Annotated in this window: 13 protein-coding genes; 2 read left to right on the forward strand and 11 right to left on the reverse strand. The window is 57.7% G+C overall.

Translation table 11 applies throughout. The annotated features are described in order from the left end of the window. Positions 1 to 19: 19 nt before the first annotated feature. Positions 20 to 2,719, reverse strand: a complete 2,700-nt coding sequence (locus ACFFSY_RS20810; protein WP_377497616.1) for an OmpL47-type beta-barrel domain-containing protein — start codon at positions 2,717 to 2,719, stop codon at positions 20 to 22. Positions 2,720 to 3,123: 404 nt separating this feature from the next. On the opposite strand from ACFFSY_RS20810, the gene ACFFSY_RS20815 reads away from it, so the two are divergent. Beyond that, positions 3,124 to 3,570, forward strand: coding sequence for an HIT family protein (locus ACFFSY_RS20815; RefSeq protein WP_377497618.1), 447 nt, complete (start codon positions 3,124 to 3,126; stop codon positions 3,568 to 3,570). Positions 3,571 to 3,909: 339 nt separating this feature from the next. Beyond that, entirely contained in the window at positions 3,910 to 5,202 is a 1,293-nt protein-coding gene (locus ACFFSY_RS20820; protein ID WP_377497620.1) for an arsenic transporter, read from the forward strand. A 145-nt stretch (positions 5,203 to 5,347) separates the two neighbouring features. Here the strand turns inward: ACFFSY_RS20820 and ACFFSY_RS20825 are convergent, their stop codons facing one another. The 10 genes from ACFFSY_RS20825 to ACFFSY_RS20870 form a co-directional block, all read right to left on the reverse strand. Next, positions 5,348 to 6,046 carry a CTP synthase C-terminal region-related (seleno)protein gene (locus tag ACFFSY_RS20825; protein ID WP_377497622.1) on the reverse strand — a complete coding sequence of 233 codons (699 nt, stop codon included), beginning with the start codon at positions 6,044 to 6,046 and terminating at the stop codon, positions 5,348 to 5,350. A gap of 110 nt (positions 6,047 to 6,156) precedes the next feature. Then, complete coding sequence (locus ACFFSY_RS20830; protein WP_377497624.1) at positions 6,157 to 6,639, reverse strand: hypothetical protein; 483 nt, start codon at positions 6,637 to 6,639, stop codon at positions 6,157 to 6,159. Positions 6,640 to 6,824: 185 nt separating this feature from the next. Next, complete coding sequence (locus ACFFSY_RS20835) at positions 6,825 to 7,709, reverse strand: cyclic di-GMP-binding domain-containing protein, MshE-related (protein ID WP_377497626.1); 885 nt, start codon at positions 7,707 to 7,709, stop codon at positions 6,825 to 6,827. A gap of 1 nt (position 7,710) precedes the next feature. After that, positions 7,711 to 8,091 carry a response regulator gene (locus ACFFSY_RS20840; protein WP_377497628.1) on the reverse strand — a complete coding sequence of 127 codons (381 nt, stop codon included), beginning with the start codon at positions 8,089 to 8,091 and terminating at the stop codon, positions 7,711 to 7,713. Between the two features lie 75 nt (positions 8,092 to 8,166). Continuing rightward, the gene (locus ACFFSY_RS20845; RefSeq protein WP_377497630.1) at positions 8,167 to 9,090 is read right to left on the reverse strand and encodes a methyl-accepting chemotaxis protein; all 924 of its coding nucleotides are present in this window, start codon (positions 9,088 to 9,090) and stop codon (positions 8,167 to 8,169) included. 402 nt (positions 9,091 to 9,492) lie between these two features. Continuing rightward, the gene (locus ACFFSY_RS20850; RefSeq protein WP_377497632.1) at positions 9,493 to 10,593 is read right to left on the reverse strand and encodes a cysteine peptidase family C39 domain-containing protein; all 1,101 of its coding nucleotides are present in this window, start codon (positions 10,591 to 10,593) and stop codon (positions 9,493 to 9,495) included. A 30-nt stretch (positions 10,594 to 10,623) separates the two neighbouring features. Continuing rightward, positions 10,624 to 11,766, reverse strand: a complete 1,143-nt coding sequence (locus tag ACFFSY_RS20855) for a radical SAM protein (protein ID WP_377497634.1) — start codon at positions 11,764 to 11,766, stop codon at positions 10,624 to 10,626. 24 nt (positions 11,767 to 11,790) lie between these two features. Continuing rightward, complete coding sequence (locus tag ACFFSY_RS20860; RefSeq protein ID WP_377497636.1) at positions 11,791 to 12,057, reverse strand: acyl carrier protein; 267 nt, start codon at positions 12,055 to 12,057, stop codon at positions 11,791 to 11,793. A 12-nt stretch (positions 12,058 to 12,069) separates the two neighbouring features. After that, the gene (locus tag ACFFSY_RS20865; protein WP_377497638.1) at positions 12,070 to 15,696 is read right to left on the reverse strand and encodes a beta-ketoacyl synthase N-terminal-like domain-containing protein; all 3,627 of its coding nucleotides are present in this window, start codon (positions 15,694 to 15,696) and stop codon (positions 12,070 to 12,072) included. Continuing rightward, entirely contained in the window at positions 15,689 to 19,744 is a 4,056-nt protein-coding gene (locus tag ACFFSY_RS20870) for a type I polyketide synthase (protein WP_377497640.1), read from the reverse strand. Before ACFFSY_RS20870 ends, ACFFSY_RS20865 begins: the two co-directional genes overlap by 8 nt. Between the last annotated feature and the right edge of the window lie 21 nt (positions 19,745 to 19,765).

Below are 19,765 nucleotides of genomic sequence, written 5' to 3' on the forward strand. Positions count from 1 at the left end.
CCTTCGGGATGGGATGCCTTTATTTCACGGCTTCCTTATTTCCTGCATGGTCTTCGCTATAGAATTCAATGTTGAGGGTATTCGTCGACGTGGTTGCCTCGAATGGAACCGTATAGGTTTTCCATGCGCCGCCATTGACGCGGTAGTATGTCTGCTTGACGCCCGAACCGGACGCGGCGTCCTTGGCCGACAACGTCCACGTATATCCTTTGATATACTTGACTCCGGCTTTCGCTGCCCAGACCGGCGCGACTTTGTACGTCGTTGCCGGCGCAACCGTATCTACCTTCAGCGTGACGGACTTCGCGGCTTCCGCGTTGCCCGCGTTATCGCGGCTGTAGTAGACAATCTGATACGTCGATGAGCCGGTAAGGTTGAACGGTCCGGCATACTGCCGCTCCGTTCCGCCGTTCACCTTGTAATACGTGCCTGCAACGCCGGAACCGGATGTTTCGTCGATTGCATTCAACTTCACTTGAATCACGTTCGTGCGATACCATTCCGCAGCAGGGGCGCCATTGGCCAGCAATTCGGTGACCGGCGCCGTATAATCGGAATTTCCGATCGTGAATGAGAGCGCGCGCGTCAGCTCATTGCCTGCATGGTCGACGGCTACGAATTCGATCGAATGGTTGCCGTCCCCGCTGATTGTCGGAAGCTCATCTTCGTCGTCGGTGACAACGACGGCTTCATGGCCATCGATCGAGTAACTGACTTGGCGAACGCCGGCAGCGTCGTCCGTCGCTTCGAAGCTCGCTTGAACGGCTCCCGGATAGTTAGCGCCGTCTTGCGCGCCCTCGATCGTCAAGGTAGGCGGAGTCGCATCGGTTGGCGTCAAGCCAACGTCCAGATCCGTAACCGGAGGCGGAATGTCGACAACGCGGCTCGTGGTCGTCGCGAAGCCCGGACGGCTGACGACAACGCGGTACGAACCGGCGGCGGCATCCCATCCGTAACGGCCGTCCACACCCGTCACCTGCGGGTTCGTCACAGGCGAGAATTGGCCTGGATATGCTTCTTCGCTCATGTTGACCCATGTGCTTAGCAGAGGATCGTGATACTGGAGCGTAACCGTCGCACCTGGCAGCTTCCAATCCGTACCCTTGGCTTCGTTATAGATGAATCCGCTCGGGTCGATGAGCGTAATCGGGAATTCTAGCGACGGCCCGGTTGTATTGTCCGGGTAACGCGGCGTAATGGCGACCTTGAGCGGTGTTTCCCATAAGCCGACTTGGCTAGGCGTGAACGTATGCGTCCAATTCGTGCCGTTCTCGGTCGTCATCTCTGCTTCGTACACATCTCCGTCATTATCGACCACGTGCAGCAGCACGCCTGATGCTTGCGGGTTATCGAACACAGCCGAGATGGTCAGCGGACTAACCCGACCTGCAACCGGCGTTCCGTTGGACGTCGTGCCTTGGCTGCCGCCGATAATCACGTTCGGCGGTACGACCGGAGCCAGCGCTTCCACCTCGTATTCGGCCGTGGCGAACGGCTCGGCTGCGCCGTCCTCGATCGCGCGGACCGTTACGCTATACTTGCCAGCCGCCGACGCCTTCAGCTTCCAGTCCGTCTGAACCGTCTGCCCTGGCTCAACTTGACCGACCGCCTGCTCGGCGGAAGTTCCGTCCAGCACTAGACCGTCCTCCAGCTCGATTTGCAGGCGGACATTGTTCATCGCTTCACCCGTATTGTTCGAGAGATACGAGATCAGCTTGAATGGCGATGCCTGCCACTCGTCGTAGGACAGCGACTTCCGTCCGCTGAGCACGAGCGAGCTTGCGCCGCCGACGCCCGGTCGTCCGTAATACGTCGTAATGATCCGCTGCTCGCCCGGAGCAAGCGTATCCGGATTCCACCACATGCCTACCGCGCTGTCGCCGGTCTCCCGGCCTGCGGTAATCTCATAGTCCCAGAGCTTGTCGTCGATCGTGCTCCAACTGGCGATCGTGAAGCGGTCTGGCGGCGTCGCGTCACGGCCTTGCATGGAGTATTGCGCGCTATAACCCGGGATATTGAAATCATTGAAGACTTGCCAGAACGCCGGTACATCGCTTCCCAGATAATCCCGCTCGTAATTAACCGATTCCACACCGCTCGTGCCAGGCACCTTGAATGGCGCGGCATCATTGCCTGCTACCATCGTGTCAAGCATGAGGCGCAATCCTACGTCGTGCTCCGTCGTTCCAGTATTCGTGATGACGTATCGAATCTGCAGGGCGTCGGGAAGCCCTGTTGCCGGGTTAACGCCGGCGCTCAGTATTTGCCGAACCGTCACGTCTCCCGTTTTCCACACCGAGCTGTTCGCCGTCAGCGTCTCATTATTGGCCGGCGGTGCCAGAAATTCGCCAGCCGACGCATCGCCGTAGACCGTCTCTTGACCGTCTACTTTCAGCGACGTGAATGAGGTACCCGGATTGGACGGCCAATTGTAGACGATGTTGAACCAGCCGTCGGATTCGGTTTCATTCAGCGCCGCATTGAATCTGCCCGTACTGTCGACCTGCGCTTGGACGAACGCATTGCCGATATTATTATCGATGAACAGCGGCGGCTCCGCGAATGCGCGCAACTGTCCCGATGTGGACGGGAACGGCCTCTCCTTCGGCGCAGGCTCGCCGGTCTTGTCCGCGCCGAACGCGGCTCCGGGAATCATCGTCGAGCACGCCACCAGCAGCGCGAGCGCGCTTGACAATCGTTTCTTGGACATCGCTTGCATGGATCAATGGACCTCCTTTAGTGAACTTGGACTAACTTGCATGAACTTGGTTGTACGAGCTGTGCTGGCTCTCCCCGAACAACATCGACCTCCGCCCTACTGATTTCTCACGCCAGAAAATGGGATGGGTTTCCAAGGCAATACAGATTGTATCACTGGATATTGGGGCCGGCAATTACTTTAAGAGAAATTTATTATCTTCACCTATAGTTATCAATGAATCCACGCGGTTACGGAGTGAATTTAGTGAGTTTTCGTTAGAGAATAGTCTACGGTCCATCATTGAAAATAATAAATGTTTGATTTTGAATGGATACTATTTGTATCCCGTTTTACAAATAGATTGTCACTCTTCCTTCCCCTCGTTATACTAATCTCCAACTTCTTACATAGGAGGCGTAGACATGTCAATCGACTGTTTGGGATGTAGAATCGCGCTCGGCGTGGAGCCAGGCGTGCAGACCGTGTACGAGAATGAACTACTGGCGTGCGTGCTCGATATCGCGCCGTTCAATGAAGGGCATCTGCTTATCCTGCCGAAGCAGCATGTGCTCGACGTGGAAGAGATGGAGCCGGGCACGGCCGCTGCGGTTATGGAAGCCTCCCGCAGGCTTTCGACAGTCTTGAAGCGCGCATTCCACCCTGACGGCATTACAATTTGCCAGAATGGCGGGCGATTCAATGATCTTGGACACTATCACATGCACCTGATCCCGAGATACGTAGGCGACGGCTTCTCCTGGAGCGAACCGCTGAAGCCGCATGGAGCTGAGCAGCGGCTAGTCAAGACGAGACAGACGCTTCGCGCCGTGCTGCACGAACAAGGAGAAGCCTTCCAAACAGAGCCATGAGAACGGGATCGCAACCTGTCTGCAGATAATCTGATTTCGACATATTACCGGTAAAGGCCGCTTGTCGGTCGCTGCCTGGGCCGACGTCGGTCCATTCGGAACGCGATCGCAAGCGCGCATGAGCCCTGATAGCCTAATCCGTACGGAGCCTCTCGATTGTTCGGGCACGGCGAAATGACGCATGCGGGAGCATCGTCGGATATAGCAGCGCGAGCGAGCGGCTGCCAGCCGCATTCTCGCTATTGCCCGCACAATCAACCGCTTATATAATGACAACAGCTCAACATTTTCAATACGTATAGCTCTTGCCATTATCTAGCCCGAAGAGAGAGGTTCATCATGTTTGCGATTGCATCTGTAGTATTCATTCTTACCATCACGCTGGTCATCTGGCAGCCGCGCGGCCTCGGGATCGGATGGTCGGCTTCCGCCGGTGCCGCGGCCGCGCTGCTGCTGGGGGTCGTCGATTGGACCGACGTCTGGGACGTAACCCGCATTGTCTGGAACGCGACGCTCGTCTTCGTCGCAATTATTCTATTCTCGCTCATCCTCGACGAGATCGGATTCTTCGAATGGGCCGCTCTGCACATGGCGCGATTCGCCGGCGGCAGCGGTCGGCGTCTATTCGTGTACGTCATCTTGCTCGGGGCTGCGGTATCCGCGCTATTCGCCAATGACGGTGCCGCGCTCATCTTGACTCCGATCGTCCTCGCGATGGTAAGAGCGCTTAAGTTCGACGATCGCATGATTTTGCCGTACATCATGGCCAGCGGATTCATCTCGGATACGGCCTCCATTCCCCTGGTTATCAGTAATCTCGTTAATATCGTGTCGGCGGATTTCTTCGACATCTCGTTCGCCGAATACGCCGGCCGGATGATCGTACCTATGTTCTTCTCCGTCGGAGCAAGCCTGCTCGTTCTCTTCCTCTACTACCGGAAGCATATCCCCGCGGATTACGACGTGAACCAGCTTCGTACGCCAAGGGAGGCGGTCAAGGATGGACGTCTGTTCAAGCTGTCCTGGTACGTGCTTGGAACACTGCTGCTTGCGTATATGTTCAGCGAGACCGTACACATCCCGGTATCGTTCGTAGCCGGCGCAGCCGCGATCGTCTTCCTGCTGTTGGCTCGGAAGAGCGAGGCGGTGCCGACCTGGAAGCTCGTCAAAGGCGCGCCATGGACAGTTGTCGTGTTCTCGATCGGCATGTACGTCGTCGTCTACGGACTGCGTAACGTCGGACTGACGGACAGGCTCGGCGAGCTGTTCCAGGCCGTAGGTGAACAAGGCCTGTTCATCTCCACGGTGTCGACCGGTTTCATTACCGCGCTGCTGTCCTCTGTCATGAACAATTTGCCGACCGTCATGATCGGCGCGTTGGCCATTCACGGCACGCAGACCGAGGGCATCATCCGGGAGTCGCTCATCTATGCCAATGTGATCGGTTCGGATCTCGGGCCGAAAATGACGCCGATCGGATCGCTCGCGACCCTGCTGTGGCTGCACGTCCTGTCCGGCAAAGGCGTAAAAATCGGCTGGGGCTATTATTTTAGAACCGGCGTGCTGCTAACCATTCCAACCCTGTTCATCACGTTGGTCGGGCTCTATCTATGGCTGTCCATTATTGGCTAAAAAATGCATCGTCGACCCTATAGCTGGCAGATGGCTGGGGCTCCCTTACCAACATGAAGCCGGGCTTCTGTTCACCGCTATGGCGGAGGCAGAAGCCCGGCTTCGTCTTATCTGTGCCGTGGCAGGTATGTCATTCTATGTCGCCCTAGCGCAGCGCAGCAGCCTGAATGAATGCCCGAATAAGCGGATGCACCGCTCCCTTGAGCGCCGAGCGCTCCGGCTGGAACAGCATCCCGATCATGAACGGATGCGACGGCAGCTCCATAATTCGCGTCGTCCCTTCCCCATCGACACCAGCAATGCGCAGCCCCGCCGACTCCAATCGTTCGTTATAGACAGGATCTGGTCCGTAGTTGCAGGTCCCGTATTGCTCGACCGCTTCGTTCGCGCCATATACGGCAGCCGTCCGGGAATCTGGGATCAGATGAAACACGTTCGTCTGCTCGCTGACCGAACACGTAAGCGGCGCTACGAGCACGAGGGAAGCCTCCGGATTGATTTCGGCGTGATCGGCTTCCGCAAGGCCCGCAACGTTCCGTGCAAATTCGATGACCATGTGCTGGAATCCCCCGCATGTGCCGAGGAAAGGAATCCCGCGCTCCCGCGCGTAGCGAATGCCGTTCAACGCGCCTTGCATGCTCCGATATGGACTCGCAGGCACGCACCACAACCCGTCGTAGCGCGCCAGCTTGTCACCGGTTGCCTCCTCCAAGGACGGGGTAGGAAGCCATTCGGCGATAGCTTCCACGCCTAGCGCCTCGGCCGCCAGTCTGATTGCGGACGGTATGGCCCGGTGCGCCACGACCTCTTCGTTATAATCACCGATCAATCCGATTTTTGTCATTGCACTCGCACCTCTCCCGCGTTTGTTTGAAGGAATCATTTTCCATGAAAATTGTAGTATAGCGATCCTCCAGCTGCGTCGTCAACATAAAAAAAAGAACCCCTCATTAATTAGAGAGATTCGATCCATTTTCGCAGCCGGCTGCTGTCTCGTTCGGACATCCGTCCGTAGAGACCGCGTCCTTCGACCACAATTTCGTAATTCCGCTTATTCGGCGACACCCAGATCGCGAACGTCTCCCGCACGCCGGATACGGCGGGATCCGTGCTCGTTCCGACGAGCTTCAGATCAGGCGGCCGCGACATCGAGACTTCCGCGTTCTGCCAGCTTGCGTTCGTCATCCACGTCTTGACGCGCTGTACCACCTCTGCATCCATGATCCCCGCAACGGCTGGGTAACGGTCAGGATACGCGTCGTCCGGCTTGCAGAGCTCCAGCTTGTTAATCGCGGCCGCGTTCGTGCGGTCCAAGCTCGCCTTATTCTCGGCGTGTTCGTTTGGCATGGCTGCTGGAATTGCCGTCCCTCCGCCGCCGCACCCCATCGCCATCATACTTAGAAGAAGGAGCATGCACGCTCCGTTGATCGCTCTCATCCATTCGCCCTCCTTACAACCGTCCAAGTTCAGTTGTTGACCGTTATAGGAATGGACGTACGTCTGATCGCAAAAGTTACCACGCGAAACGCAATACGCAAAAAAAAACACAAAGGCCGCCTCTCTCCCGAGATCCGACGGAGGAAGCAGCCTTGCCCGCATGATAACCTTCCCTGACAAACTACTTATCCATTGACGGTTAATATCAATTCGAACGACACATCGGAGAGATATATCGTAATTAACATTCCGGATTGGATAAGCGGCAGCGCGGCGTTTCGGCTAATTTCTTGCGGCGACAATTCCAGCTCTATGCCGTGATTGGACATGGCAACCAAGAATAGTCCGTTGTGCAAGTTCAAAAATTCGCCAACCGACGCCTCGGCCATCTCGTCCGGCGCCGAGATCAATTCCTCCGCGTAGGCGGAAGCCAGCCGCAAAAACGACTGCTCGTTCATCGAGAATCCCGTCGTTATCCGGGTTTGTCCGGTGATCCGCTGAAGCACCAGCCAATCGCAGGAATAATCGCGCGGAATCGCGTTCACTTCCATGAACAGCTGATCGTCGATGAACCGGATGATATTTTTGGCCAGCAGCGCCAAATATTGCCGGTACCATTCATTCTCCTTCTTCTCGTCCAGCTTCAGCAGCGTCGAGACGAGCACATCGATATCGCCGTTCTTGATCGCTTCGAATTGCTCGTCGGAGAGGTAATGTTCGCGTTTGTACTGCGCGAGCGCCTCCTGGAATTGTTCGAGCGTTAGCGCACCCCGATCAATTAGCGCCTGTCCGAGCACAAGATGGCTCTCCTTCTGGGCAGATAGCAGCTGGCTTAGCTGCTCCTCGGTCAATAGCCCTTGCTTGATCGCGATTTCGCCGAATCGCTTGTCCATCGTGGCCTGCAGCTGATTGATTTCGTCCGCCTGCGCCGCGCTCATGTACCCGGCATTGACCGACAGCACGCCAAGCTTGACCCGCGTGGACTGCAGCTGCTCCAACGCCTCGTGCAACTGCGGCAAGGAAACGAGGTTCCGGTTCAACAGATAATGGCCGAAATATTGGGTAAACATGCTATTGCTCCCCCCTGCCCGTTGCCTTCTCCATGACGCGTTTGATGGCCTCGGCCGAGATCGGCTTTTGCACGAAATCGTAGGCCCCGAGCTTGATCGCTTCCTTCAAATTGGATTGCGTGCCGACCGAAGACGCCATGATGACCTTCGTCTCCGGCAGCGCCTCGCGGATCTCCCGCAGCGCTTCGATCCCCGTCTTGACCGGCATGACGATATCCATGAAGACGACGTCCGGGCGCTGCTCCCGGGCGATCGCGACGGCCTGCTCGCCATCCAGCGCTTCGTGAATGCGATCGTAGCCGAGCTCCTCCAGCAATCCGCGAAGCTTCTTGCGTATCAGTACGGAATCGTCGCATATGACGATAGTCACATCCAGGTTCATCTTGCTGCTCCCCTTTGCTACTCGTATGCACTATGCCATAGTTTACCGCAATCAGCTTCATTTCCATTCAACGAGTTACAGCAGGCTGGTAATTGCTTTGCCTCGATCATCCAAGTTACGCGCCGCTTCCCCAATGTTCTCGAAGTCGTCGGCCGCCTGACGGATGCGCGCCTGACTGTCCGCGACCGCTTCCTCCGTTCTTCGCGAGCCGGCTCCGATCTTGACGACGGAGGCCGAGACTTCTTCGACGTTCTGATGCACTTCCTGCGCGGCGTCCTGCACCTGCTTGGCCAGTGAACGCACCTCGCCCGCCACAATCGCGAAGCCTCGGCCATACTCCCCCGCGTGCGCCGCTTCAATGGCGGCATTCAGCGCGAGCATATTGGTCTGGGTGGCAAAATCGCGAATCGTCTGCACGATGCTGCGAATCGAATTCGCCTGCTTCTGCAGCGATTGCACGAGCAGGGCGTTCTCCGACGCCTCCGATGCGATCCGATCGACCGCCGACACCAGATCGCGGTTGCGCAAGATGCCGTCCTCCGCCCGCGCGCGAAGCTCCTCCGACAGTTGACGCAGCTGCCGGGTGAGCCCGGAAGCGTTGCTCTCCTGGCGAACCGTGATATCCGTCGCGACTTTAATCACCGCTTGCACGCGTCCGCCCTGAAACACGGGCATATAGGTCGCTTCAAGCCAAATAATCCGCCCGTCCTTGGTGACGCGCTGGATTTTCTCTTGTATCTTCTTCCCTTGTCTAAGCTGGTTCCACATCTCCGTGTACGCCCGGCTCTCCGCGAATTCCCGCGTGCAGAACTTTTTATGTGACATGCCGGTCAGCTCGCGAGCCTGGTAGCCGACCGCGCTGGCGAAGTTCTCGTTTGCCCAGAGCACCGTTCCTTGGAGATCGAATTCGATCATCGCCAGCGACTGTTCGAGCGCGGCTAAGATCGCTCCTTGTTCAAGCACCTGCGTGCTAACTCCCACTTTCTGCGAATCCGCCATTGGTCATCCTCCTTGTCCGTTCCAATTCCATTAATATTCATCAAGACCAAGCTAATAATTCCAAGCTGCCTGGGAGGGGTAGGGATTCGGTCACGCAGAAGTTAGGTGGCTGACTGACGGGCATGAGCGTCAATTGGCGGGGTGGTCAACATTGATTGGCGGGGCGGCAACAGTAGTGACGTACCGACATTGGCGACGTGCAATCATTAACCGACATACCGACTTTGGCGACGTGCCATCATTGACCGGCATGCCGACATTGGCGACGTGCAATCATTGACCGACATACCGACATTGGCGACGTGCAAAAAAACAGGCCACCGAAGTTCGATTCGGCAGCCTGCTTGTCCGTTCTTATCTTTCTTGTTCACTGGCCTGCTGAATTCCGCAGAGCAGCGAACCCTAACCTTGAGACACTCCAGCTTGCGCAACCGCATAACGGCGAAGATCCGCCAGCAGCTGCTCGCAAGCTTCGCGCTCGGTCGCCTTCATCGCGGCGAGCAATGCATTGATTTTCGTCAACGACGCGTTGTTGCGGCTGAAGAAGAACTTCAGCAGCATATTTCGCATTTTGAACGTGTCCTGCTCCAATCGGCGGAATGTTTCGAGATACGGGACCTCTTGCGGCACAACACCAAGTTCTCGCAAATAATCGATGCGGGCGAGCATCATTTTTTTGTGCTCCCACAGATTGTGCATCTGCCGGACGTCCAGATTGATCCGATCCTCGCTGAGCAGCGTATAATATTCGCCCAGCGCATCGTAGACGTCCAACCCCCAGCGGCCCGGCTCCGCATTCCGGTACAGACGAAGACGATCGCTGGAGTTGCGCGCATGGATATAATCGTCCAGCATGTCGGCCATCAGCTCTACGTCTAGATCGTACTTGCCGATCTTAAAGTCGTACTTGTAACTCGCATACTCTTCGGGCGCGACTTTGCGGCATACCGAGATCGCATTCTGTCTCGTATCCGCATGATAAGCCTCGTCGAAGACATCGAAGTCGAGCTCGCGCAGGGTAAACTGCCGGTTCCGGTCGAATACGGCGTAGTGGTAGACCCGTTTGGTTCGATCGTACCCGTAGATGAAAATATCGTGCGTGAAATGATGCTCGCCGTAGGCCAGCGTGAACGGAATATAGTATTCATCAACGTAAGAGAAGAAGTAGAACCCATTGTCGATCTGGCGCTGAATATAGGCATGAATGCTAATGTCGAACCGCTTCAATTCCGCTTTGTCCGTCTGGCGGTACTCCAGCCAAGGCACGTTGCCGAAGATGATAAGCAGATCGGGGTAGAAATCCAGCCGGTACTCGTTCAAGTCGATATAATGCTGCGAAATGTACATTTGCACGTAATTGGTATGAATCCAGGGCTTGCATTCCTCGTAATTCTGCAAAATCCCGAGCACGAACGCATGCCCGAGAAAGCCGTACACGTCCGGCTGGGTGAACGGCAGCACGCGTCTGTCGAGCGACTGCGCCGTTGTGACTGGCTGCGACATGAGCTTCCCCCTCTCTGACCTGCCGTGACCTTAGAACGATTCCGCGTCGGCGAACATCCGCGTGCAGCGATTGCACATTAACAAATTATCATGGCGAAGGTAATCCCGGAATGCTGTCGCACGCTCGCCTTCCCACATTTCGTGGAATGAATTCTCGTAGATATTCCCGTACTTATAGTCTGGCAAATCCACGCACGGATAGACGTCGCCTGTCCGCCGGATAACCATCTCGTGCCAGGGCGCCACGCATTTGGAACGCTCGAATACGTTCTCGATGTCGGTGAAATAGTCGTGAATATCGACAAAGTGAGACGTATCGATCCCCTCTTCCGTCCACAGCTCTTCGAGATCGCGCTTCAGCTCGAGCGTATCGATGCCGATATCCTCCTCTACGAAGCCCTGCCACGCTGGAGAGACGTCGCAGTTCAGGTGGTCCTTCATTTGCTGGGCATAGGCTTGTCCGCGCTCCGGCGTCGTGAAGAGCAGCGGCGCCAGATTGACCGACAGATCGCGGCGCTTCATCCATGGATTGCGAGAGTCGTGCAGCACGACCGACTCGTTCGGGAACCGCTCGCGCAGCGCCCGCATGAAATCTTTCACGGACTTGTAGTTGTACTTGGAGAGCACCATCGTAATGTTGATGAACGGGAACATCTTTTTCCGCCGGCGCTTCTCCTGAATGAGCGCGTCGATATTTTCGCAGATCGTCTTGAAGCTGCCTTTGCCCCGGATCGAATCATGGAATTCTTCCGGTCCGTCGATCGAGATGTTGAGCGCGACGATGTTCTCCATAATGAATTCAACGCGATTCTTGATCAGCGAGCCGTTCGTAAGCAGATACACATTCGCCTTGCGGCTGCGCAGATAGGTGACGAGTTCGGTGAAATGTTTGTACAGCATCGGCTCTCCGCCGGTAATGATGACGCCGAGATTCTTGTTGTTCTCGGTCACTTCGCCCAAGAACCGCTTCAGCACGTCGATATCGAGCTGTTCCCGAATCGCGCGCTGGGGCTCCTTGAGCGCCCAGCCGGTCTCGCCCCAAATATGGCAGAAGCTGCAGCGGTAATTGCACAGCTCCGACGGAAATAAGGTGAGCTGCTTGATTTGCGGTTTCAGCTGCTGTACGTGCTCCACAAGCGCGGTACCGCCTAATCGTCCTGCTTTCGTTAGCATATCGAACCCTCTCTCTATCGGATATTATGAACCGGATTGTTGGACATAGTTCAAAATGCTATTGACGCTTGAAAAATGTCGAAAATCGAGATCGTCGTCGTTCCACGTCAGGCCGAACTCCATCTCCGCGGCGATGACCAGCTTGATGAATGTGAGCGAATTGACGCCAAGCGCGGTCAACTCCGCGTCCGGATCAAGATCATCCAGCATGGACGGATCGTCCACGTTCTCGCGCAGCATCGTCACGATGCGCTCTCTAAGCTCCTCTTGCTCCTGAATTTCGGTCGTCATTATGAATTCCTCCTATATGGTCGTTTGGATCAAATACGTCTCCAGGCGGACAATCAGCTGCTCGCATAGCTGCCGCTCGGTCTCGGTCAACACGTCGACCCGGTCTGCGAGCTGCTGCATGGCTGTCGGCTGATAGACGGGGAGATAGAGGTAGCGGACCAGTCCTTTACGCACGGTATCCCATTGCTGTTGAACAGACGATGCAAGCACGGCAAGCGGGTCCTCGGCCCCGAACAATCGCGCGAGACGGTATTGCTCGACTTGCTTGGCCAGGATGATGTCGTTCAGCTGTTGAACAAGACCGTCCAACATGGCCTTCAGCGTCCCTTCGTCCGTAACGACGAGTCGGAATTCCACCGCATATCGACGCAGCGCATCCATGCTTTGCGCGAGTTGGTCTCGATGCGCAAGCTGACTCGAAGCGAACAGATGGCGCAGATGATCGGCCGATTGCACGGCCTCGTCCGGTTGAATGGCATAATCGCTCTCTGGCGCGTCCGTCCGGCGCATGACATAGTGCGTGACCCGATGCTCGTCCCGGTACAAGTAACGGTTCGCGAAGCCTTCCGCCGCCGCGGCCAAGTCCGAATACGGCAGCGTGCAATGGCGGTACGATAAATTCTCCCTGCGGTCATGTTCGACGATATGGAACAGTTCGCGTTCATCGTCATATCCGTAGACAAGCAGCGTATGGTCGATATGCTGCTTCAAATAAGCGTCTTTGCGGATGGACTCGTAGTAGCTGTCCACCCAGACGACAACCGGATGCCCCTGAGCCAGATGATGTCTCGCCTCGTTGACGAGGTTCGTGGAATCCGAATGCGGATCGGCCGCCAAATGCATGTCGCGAAGAACGTCCGCCATCGGCTGTACAGCTTCATAGTCGACTTCCAATCGGCGTCCGTCCGGCGTCTCCGCGATCCGGTAAAGAAGCAAATCATTGAGCAAGAATGGCAGGATGCTGCCGCCTAAGCGGCGTACGGCCGGGAACATCGAATTATACAAGCAGCTGCGGTAATATAACTCGTTGAACGGCTCAATGCCGGAGAGGATGACAGCAGTTGAAGCGGTGCTACCGGGTTCGTTCCTTCCCGTCCGCTCCAAGTCTGGCATCGCCGCCATGTCCTCGACCGCTCGAGCCGTCGCGCTCGTTGGCTGGCACGCTTCATTGGAATGGGATGCGTGCTTCGCTGCCGATTGCTGTATAAGCCCTTCTGCCGGCCTTGCGCCATCCGCTGCCGAATGCATATAATGCCGGTCGGCCGAGCATGCGTGATCCGCTTCATGTTCCGGTCCGTTGCTTTTAGCTTCCACCGCCTGCGGGCCGTCGTTCAGACTGACTTCCGCCGGTTCGCCAGCCGCGATGTAAGCGGCCGATTTGCGCAGCGTCCGATTGTCGTTCAGCGCGTCCGTCGTGAGACGCCAGCCATATTTCTCCGCCTCGACCTCCAACCGGATCGCGAGAATCGAATTGCCGCCCAAGTCGTAGAAGTCGTCGTCCACATGGAGCGCATCATGGCCGAGCAAGCTGGCCCATAAGCCGCCGAGCCTTTGTTCGGCATTCGTGTATGCGCCATCCTCCTTCCCGGTTAGTACAACCGGAACAAGGGTAGGAGGCGGGTCTGCGCGCATCGTCGAAGCCGCCGGACTCTCGTTCCCCCCCTGTGCCGACAGCGCAGGAGCGATCCAGCATCTCGAACGCTGGAACGGATATCGCGGCACTCGTGCTTTGCTTATTCGCTCGTTCTCGTAGAGCCGTTCCCAATCCGGTTCGAGCCCTTGCGTGAATTGCTTGGCAGCCCAATCCCATTGGCCGCCAAGCTGCATGCCCCTCGTCGTCTCTGCTTGCTGCGCGGCTCTATCTGCGTCGCCGAGCGTCGACGGAGAGAACGCGGCCGGTGCCGGAATGTCAGACACCGCCTGGGAGTCTCCATAAGGTTGCGACCTCGGTCTCCCGAAACGATCGCCGAAATAAATTCCTTCTTCGGGATAGCTCGCAAGCCCTTGCTCCAGCAGCTTCTTCAGCTTGCCGCGGAGCTCATTCTTGTCCTTGGCCACAATGGCGACGCGCGTCGCATGCCGACCGCGCCCCGTATTCGCCGTGTAACAAATTTGACGGAGCGTGGCCGGATTGACGGTCAGATCGGTCACATATCGACCGATCAGCGCTTGAAGCGCAATAGGTCCCCGTGCCGATATCGTGAGCAGTTCGGCGTCCTCCGCTTCTCCCGGCTCGGCTTCCCGGATAACAGGCGCTTCCTCCACGACCAAATGGCAGTTCGTGCCGCTGAACCCGAACGAACTGACGCCGCATCGTCTTGGCCCCTCGCTCTCCCAGGACTCCAGCTTCTCGCTGACGTACAGCGGCGATGATTCGAAGGCAATGTTGCGGTTCGGCGACGTGAAATGAAGCGTTGGCGGAATGGCCTTGTTCTTCAACGCGGCGACCGCTTTCGCAAGCCCCGCGGCGCCGGAGGCCGCATCGAGATGACCGATATTCGATTTGGCTGAACCAATCGCGCAGAATTGATTTCTGTCCGTAGACCGTCTGAAGGCCCGCGTCAAGCCATCTGCTTCGATGGGATCGCCTAGCCGGGTGCCGGTGCCGTGCGCTTCCACGTACGAGATCGTCGCCGGATCGATCCCTGCATCCTTCCAAGCCTGGGTCAGCAAGCGTTCTTGCGCGGCTGCGTTGGGTGCCGTGATGCCCGCGGAAGCGCCATCATTGTTTATGGCGCTTCCCTTGATGACCGCGTGAATGGCATCCCCGTCACTTAACGCCTGCTCCAGCGGCTTCAACAAGTAGACCGCCGTCCCTTCGCCCCAGACGGTGCCGTCCGCGCGATCGTCGAACGCGCGCGTCGTCCGGGCGGCCGATTCGATGCCGATCTCGAATACGCCGTCTACCGGCATAAGGCACAGTTTGACGCCGCCGGCGATTGCCATGTCGCATTCTCCCCTGCGGATCGCCATGCAGGCTAGATGAATCGCGACGAGCGAGGAGGAGCAAGCCGTGTCGACCAGGAAAGCCGGTCCTTGCAAATCGAGCATATAGGAGATCCGGCTGGCCATGATGGAAGGCGTATTGCCGATGCTCGCGGTCCCGATGTCGCCCGGTTGATATTTGGATATATACTGACCATAGACCGGCCAATCGGCATATCCGAGATAGACGCCGGTCCGCGTACCCTCGATTCGGCTGCCGCCATAACCGGCATCCTCGATCGCCTCCCAAGCCGCTTCGAGGAACAGCCGTTGATTCGGGTCCATCAAGGCCGCTTCCTTGGGCGACAGCTGGAACAACCCATAGTCGAATTGATCCACCGTATCCAAATAGCCGCCGTGGCTGAACGCGATGTCTTCCGTCCGCAGCGCGGTGAACGCCTGTACGAACGGAAGGCTGTCTGCTTGACGCGCGGATGGCAGCGGCCGAATCGCGTCATTGCCTTCGGCAAGTGTCGCCCACAGCTCGTCAATATCGTTCGCGCCTGGAAGCTTGACGGCCATGCCGATGATGGCGATGTCCTTGACTTGATCCGATTCTTCCCGCTTCAGCGTCTTCAGGAGCGCAAGCCCGTCTTCTTTGGACACGCGTCCGCTTGCGACTTGTTCGAGAATGAGGCGCGCCAGATTATCCATTTGCCACCTCCAGCGCGTGAAATTGGTTCAGCGCGTCGTCCACGGTAAGGCTGCCTTGCTCAAGCTGATCGAATAACGCCAGAATGGCGTCATCGAACCCCGTATCCGAAGCATGCGGCGCGACACGTGCCTTACGCCCGTCTGGCTCGGCCCGATCCCTCGAATCCGTCAGATAACGGGACAGTTTGGCAATTGTCGGGTACGTGAACAGGTCCGCCATTGCAAGCTGACTTGGGAAATGAGTCTCCAAATGCGCATGCACCTTCGCAATGGAAATCGAATCGCCGCCGATATCAAAGAAGTTCGCGTCGACCTCCGGTTCCTCGTACCCGAGCACGCGGCGCCACGCGTCGGAGACGGCGGTCTCGACTGCTTGGTACGAAAGTGGCCCCTCCCCGAATGGCTGGGCATGCTGCCTAGCGTTCTTCGGGCTGCCGCTTGCGACTTTGGATATTCGCTGACGAACTTCGACCGTCTCCCCATAGGGGTCCGATAGCTTGAACGGCAGTCGGCTCCCAAGCGCGAATAGTTCACTTTGCTTATTCAAGCGCCCGACCACGATATGAGGATCGGGCACCGCTAACGCCTGCGTGAATGCTTGGGCGCCCTCTTCCGCCCGCAGCACAGCCAGCAGCTCTTTCTTCTCGTCAATGTCCGCCCCTTCCGATAGTCCCGTCTCCAGCCATGAAGGCCAGCCGATAGACAACGTTCGCCTGCCTGTTCTTGCCCGCCTGGCCGCATACCCGTCCAGATACGCATTGGCTGCCGTGTAAGGCCCCGATCCGACGCCTCCAACCAGCGTGATCGCCGATGAGAAGAGAACGAAGAAATCCGGCTCGTCCTGCGCCGTCAAGCGATCCAGCAGCAGCGCGCCTCGCAGCTTCGGCGCAAGCACCCGCTCGAGCATGCCTTCATCGAGATCGCCGATCCGGTTCCCCTCTGCGACACCTGCCGCATGCACGACCCCTGCGATGCGCCCATGCCGCTGGCGAAGCATCCGAATCGCCTCCTCCAGCTGCCGCTCATCCGCCACGTCAGCTCGGACGATGTTCACGGTCGCGCCATGGCGCTCCAAATCCATGACGACCTGCATCGCCTTATGGCGTTCGTCTCCGCCATGAACATCCAGCGTGTCCGGCCAATCCGCCCGCGGCGGCAGTCCGCTTCTGGATAGCAGCGCAAGCTTCATCCCTGCCGCCGATTGCCGCGCCAGCTGCATGGCGATCCGTAGGCCGATACCTCCTAGCCCGCCCGTGATCAGGTACACGCCTTCATTCGAAATCGGCGCCGTTCCTTCGTCGCCGTTGCTCGGCTGCAGCGGGACGAGCTGTTGAACGTAACGGACCCCGCTCCTATACGCGACCGCGAATTCGCGTGCTGGCGATTGGAGCTCCTGCCATACGCACATTGCGCCATCGGAATACGGTTCTGCATCGATGCAGCGAACCGTAAGCCACGGATATTCCCAAATGGCCGCCTTGCAGAAGCCAATTAGCGCGGCATATTCCGGATGAATCTCGCGTTGATTGGCTGTGACGTCGTACGCCCGGTCAGTTACAACGGTAAGTTCGAGCGTGGTTTTCCACTCGACTGCCGCCAGCGCCTTGATTAGCATAAATACGCTGCGAAGCCCTCTTGCCAGTCGGCGCTCAGCCGCTATCGTCTCGCTCGCCTCCGTCCCATTCGAGAACGCGCCGGCGTGTACGATGCGGTCGACGCCAGCGCTGTCCAGCGACCGAATCAATTCTATATAATCCGATTCCTGCTGGCCGACCGTATAGAGCCGATCGCTCCATCTTTCGAACGACAGCCCGAACTCTACCTCCGTCACGCGCGTAGCAGACTCCCGATACAATGCCGCGAGCGACGCAGACGCGCCGCGATCATCTTTGAACAGCAGCACATGCGTTGGCCGAACGGCAGTCGCGCTCCTCGTGCTTTGTTTGCTGCGTTCCCATTCCAGTTTGTGGAACAAGCCATCCGAAGGCTCGCTATCCGAAGTAGACGACGCGACTGGCGCAGCTGGGATGTTCAGCCAACACCGATGCGGATCGAACGGGTAGAGCGGCAATCGAATGCGGTTTCGTTTCTCGCGCCGGTACAGACGGTTCCAATCTAAGTCAGAGCCACGAACATACGCATGCGCCAGCGCTGCAAGGGAAATCAGGTCCTCCTTCCCGGAATGAAGGAAGCGTTCGAGCGTTTCATTGAGCTCAACGGACGACGTGCCTGGCCTCCGATCATCTTCAGCGGCAGCTGGGTCTGTCTCGCCGCGCGAAAACTTACTTGTCGCCCATCGTTCGTGCGCAACCACGGGCTGTTGTTCGTCCACCTCGTCCATCGCCTTTTGTAATATCTGGACCAGCTCGGCCGCACTTCCGACTACGGCGGCGAGGCGGTGTACATAGTGACCTCTACCCACGCATGCCGTGTAGCACAAGTCATCCAGATTCACCTGAGAATGGCGCTCCAAAAAGTCGAGGTAATGTGCGATCAGCTTTCGAAATGCCGATTCGGAATTCGCCGACAGCACGAATAGTCGCGGCAGGGGAGCGTGGTCGCCGCTATCCGTGTATACAGCATGAGCGTGATCTGCATCATTACGCGCCGATACATAACCATCGCCCAGCCACGTTCCATGGGCAGCCAGACCTGTCGCATCCAAGAAACCGCCTTCGCTCGACCTCCCCGCGTCCTCCGCTTCTTCCAGAATGACATGGCAGTTCGTACCGCTAATCCCGAACGAGCTGACCCCGCATCTGCGCTTCTCCCCGTCGTCATGCCAGTCGGTCAGCCGGTCGACGATATAGACGGGCGAATCCGCGAACGGAATATTCCGGTTCGGTCGGTCGACGTGCAGCGTCGGGACGAGTGTCCGATGCCGCAGCGACAGCGCGGCTTTGATCAGACCCGCAATGCCTGCCGTGCTGTCCAGATGGCCGATGCCGCTCTTCAATGCCCCAATCCCGCAAAATTGCCTGCGGTCCGTGTACCGCGCGAAGGCACGCGAGATACCGTCGACTTCGATCGGATCGCCGAGCTTCGTACCGGTGCCGTGCGCTTCCAGATAGCCGATCGTCCGCGGATCGATGCCTGCGCGTTCCCATGCATCCACGATGACCTGCTCCTGCGCCTGGGCATTCGGAGCGGTCAATCCGGCAGAGCGGCCGTCATGATTCACCGCGCTTGATCGAATGACCGCGTAGACGGCGTCGCGGTCCTCCTTCGCCTTCGCGTAAGATTTGAGCACGATGACGGCTGCGCCTTCCCCGGTCCCCGTGCCATCCGCCGCGTCATCGAACGTCCTTGCCCGCGCGGTAGACGATTCGATGCCGACCTCCGCTTCGCGAACCGGCAGCAGATGAAGCTGGATGCCGCCGGCGAGGGCAATCTCGCATTCGCCGCCCCGGATCGCCGCGCACGCCAGATGGACGGCCACGAGCGACGAGGAGCAGGTCGTGTCGACAACCATGCTCGGTCCTCTCAGGTTGAGCAAATACGACAGGCGGCTTGCGATAATCGGCCGGACGTTGCCCGCCACGGCAAGCGATAAGGAATCAGGCTCCACGGCGTGAATCATCGATTTGTAGTCCGCATCCGAGCCGTATCCGAGATAGACGCCCGTGCGACTGCCCGCAAGCGCCGTCCCGCCGTATCCCGCATCTTCGAGCGCATGCCAAGCCGTCTGCAGAAACACCCGTTGATTCGGATCCATCAGGCTGGCTTCCTTCGGCGACAGCTTGAAGAACGAGTAGTCGAATTTGTCGATATCTTCGACGTATGCCGCCTCGCCATAGGGCACCTCATCCGGATGCTTGCCCATGAACGAGAAATACCGGTCGATATCCATCTTCCGTCCTGGAGGCAGCGGCCGAACGGCATCGGTACCCGCGCATAGCTGATCCCAAAATTGCTCGACCGTCTCCGCAAGCGGAAGCTTAAGCGCGATGCCAATGATGGCGATGTCGTCGTCTGCCCGTTCCTCGAACGCGATTCCGGTATCTAGATCGAGCTCGAAACGATCCAGGTTCAAAGACTGAAAGTCCACGCATCTCCCCCCTTTCTTGCC

Origin of the sequence: Paenibacillus aurantiacus (assembly GCF_042431225.1) — a bacterium.
Taxonomy (GTDB): domain Bacteria; phylum Bacillota; class Bacilli; order Paenibacillales; family Paenibacillaceae; genus Paenibacillus_Z; species Paenibacillus_Z aurantiacus.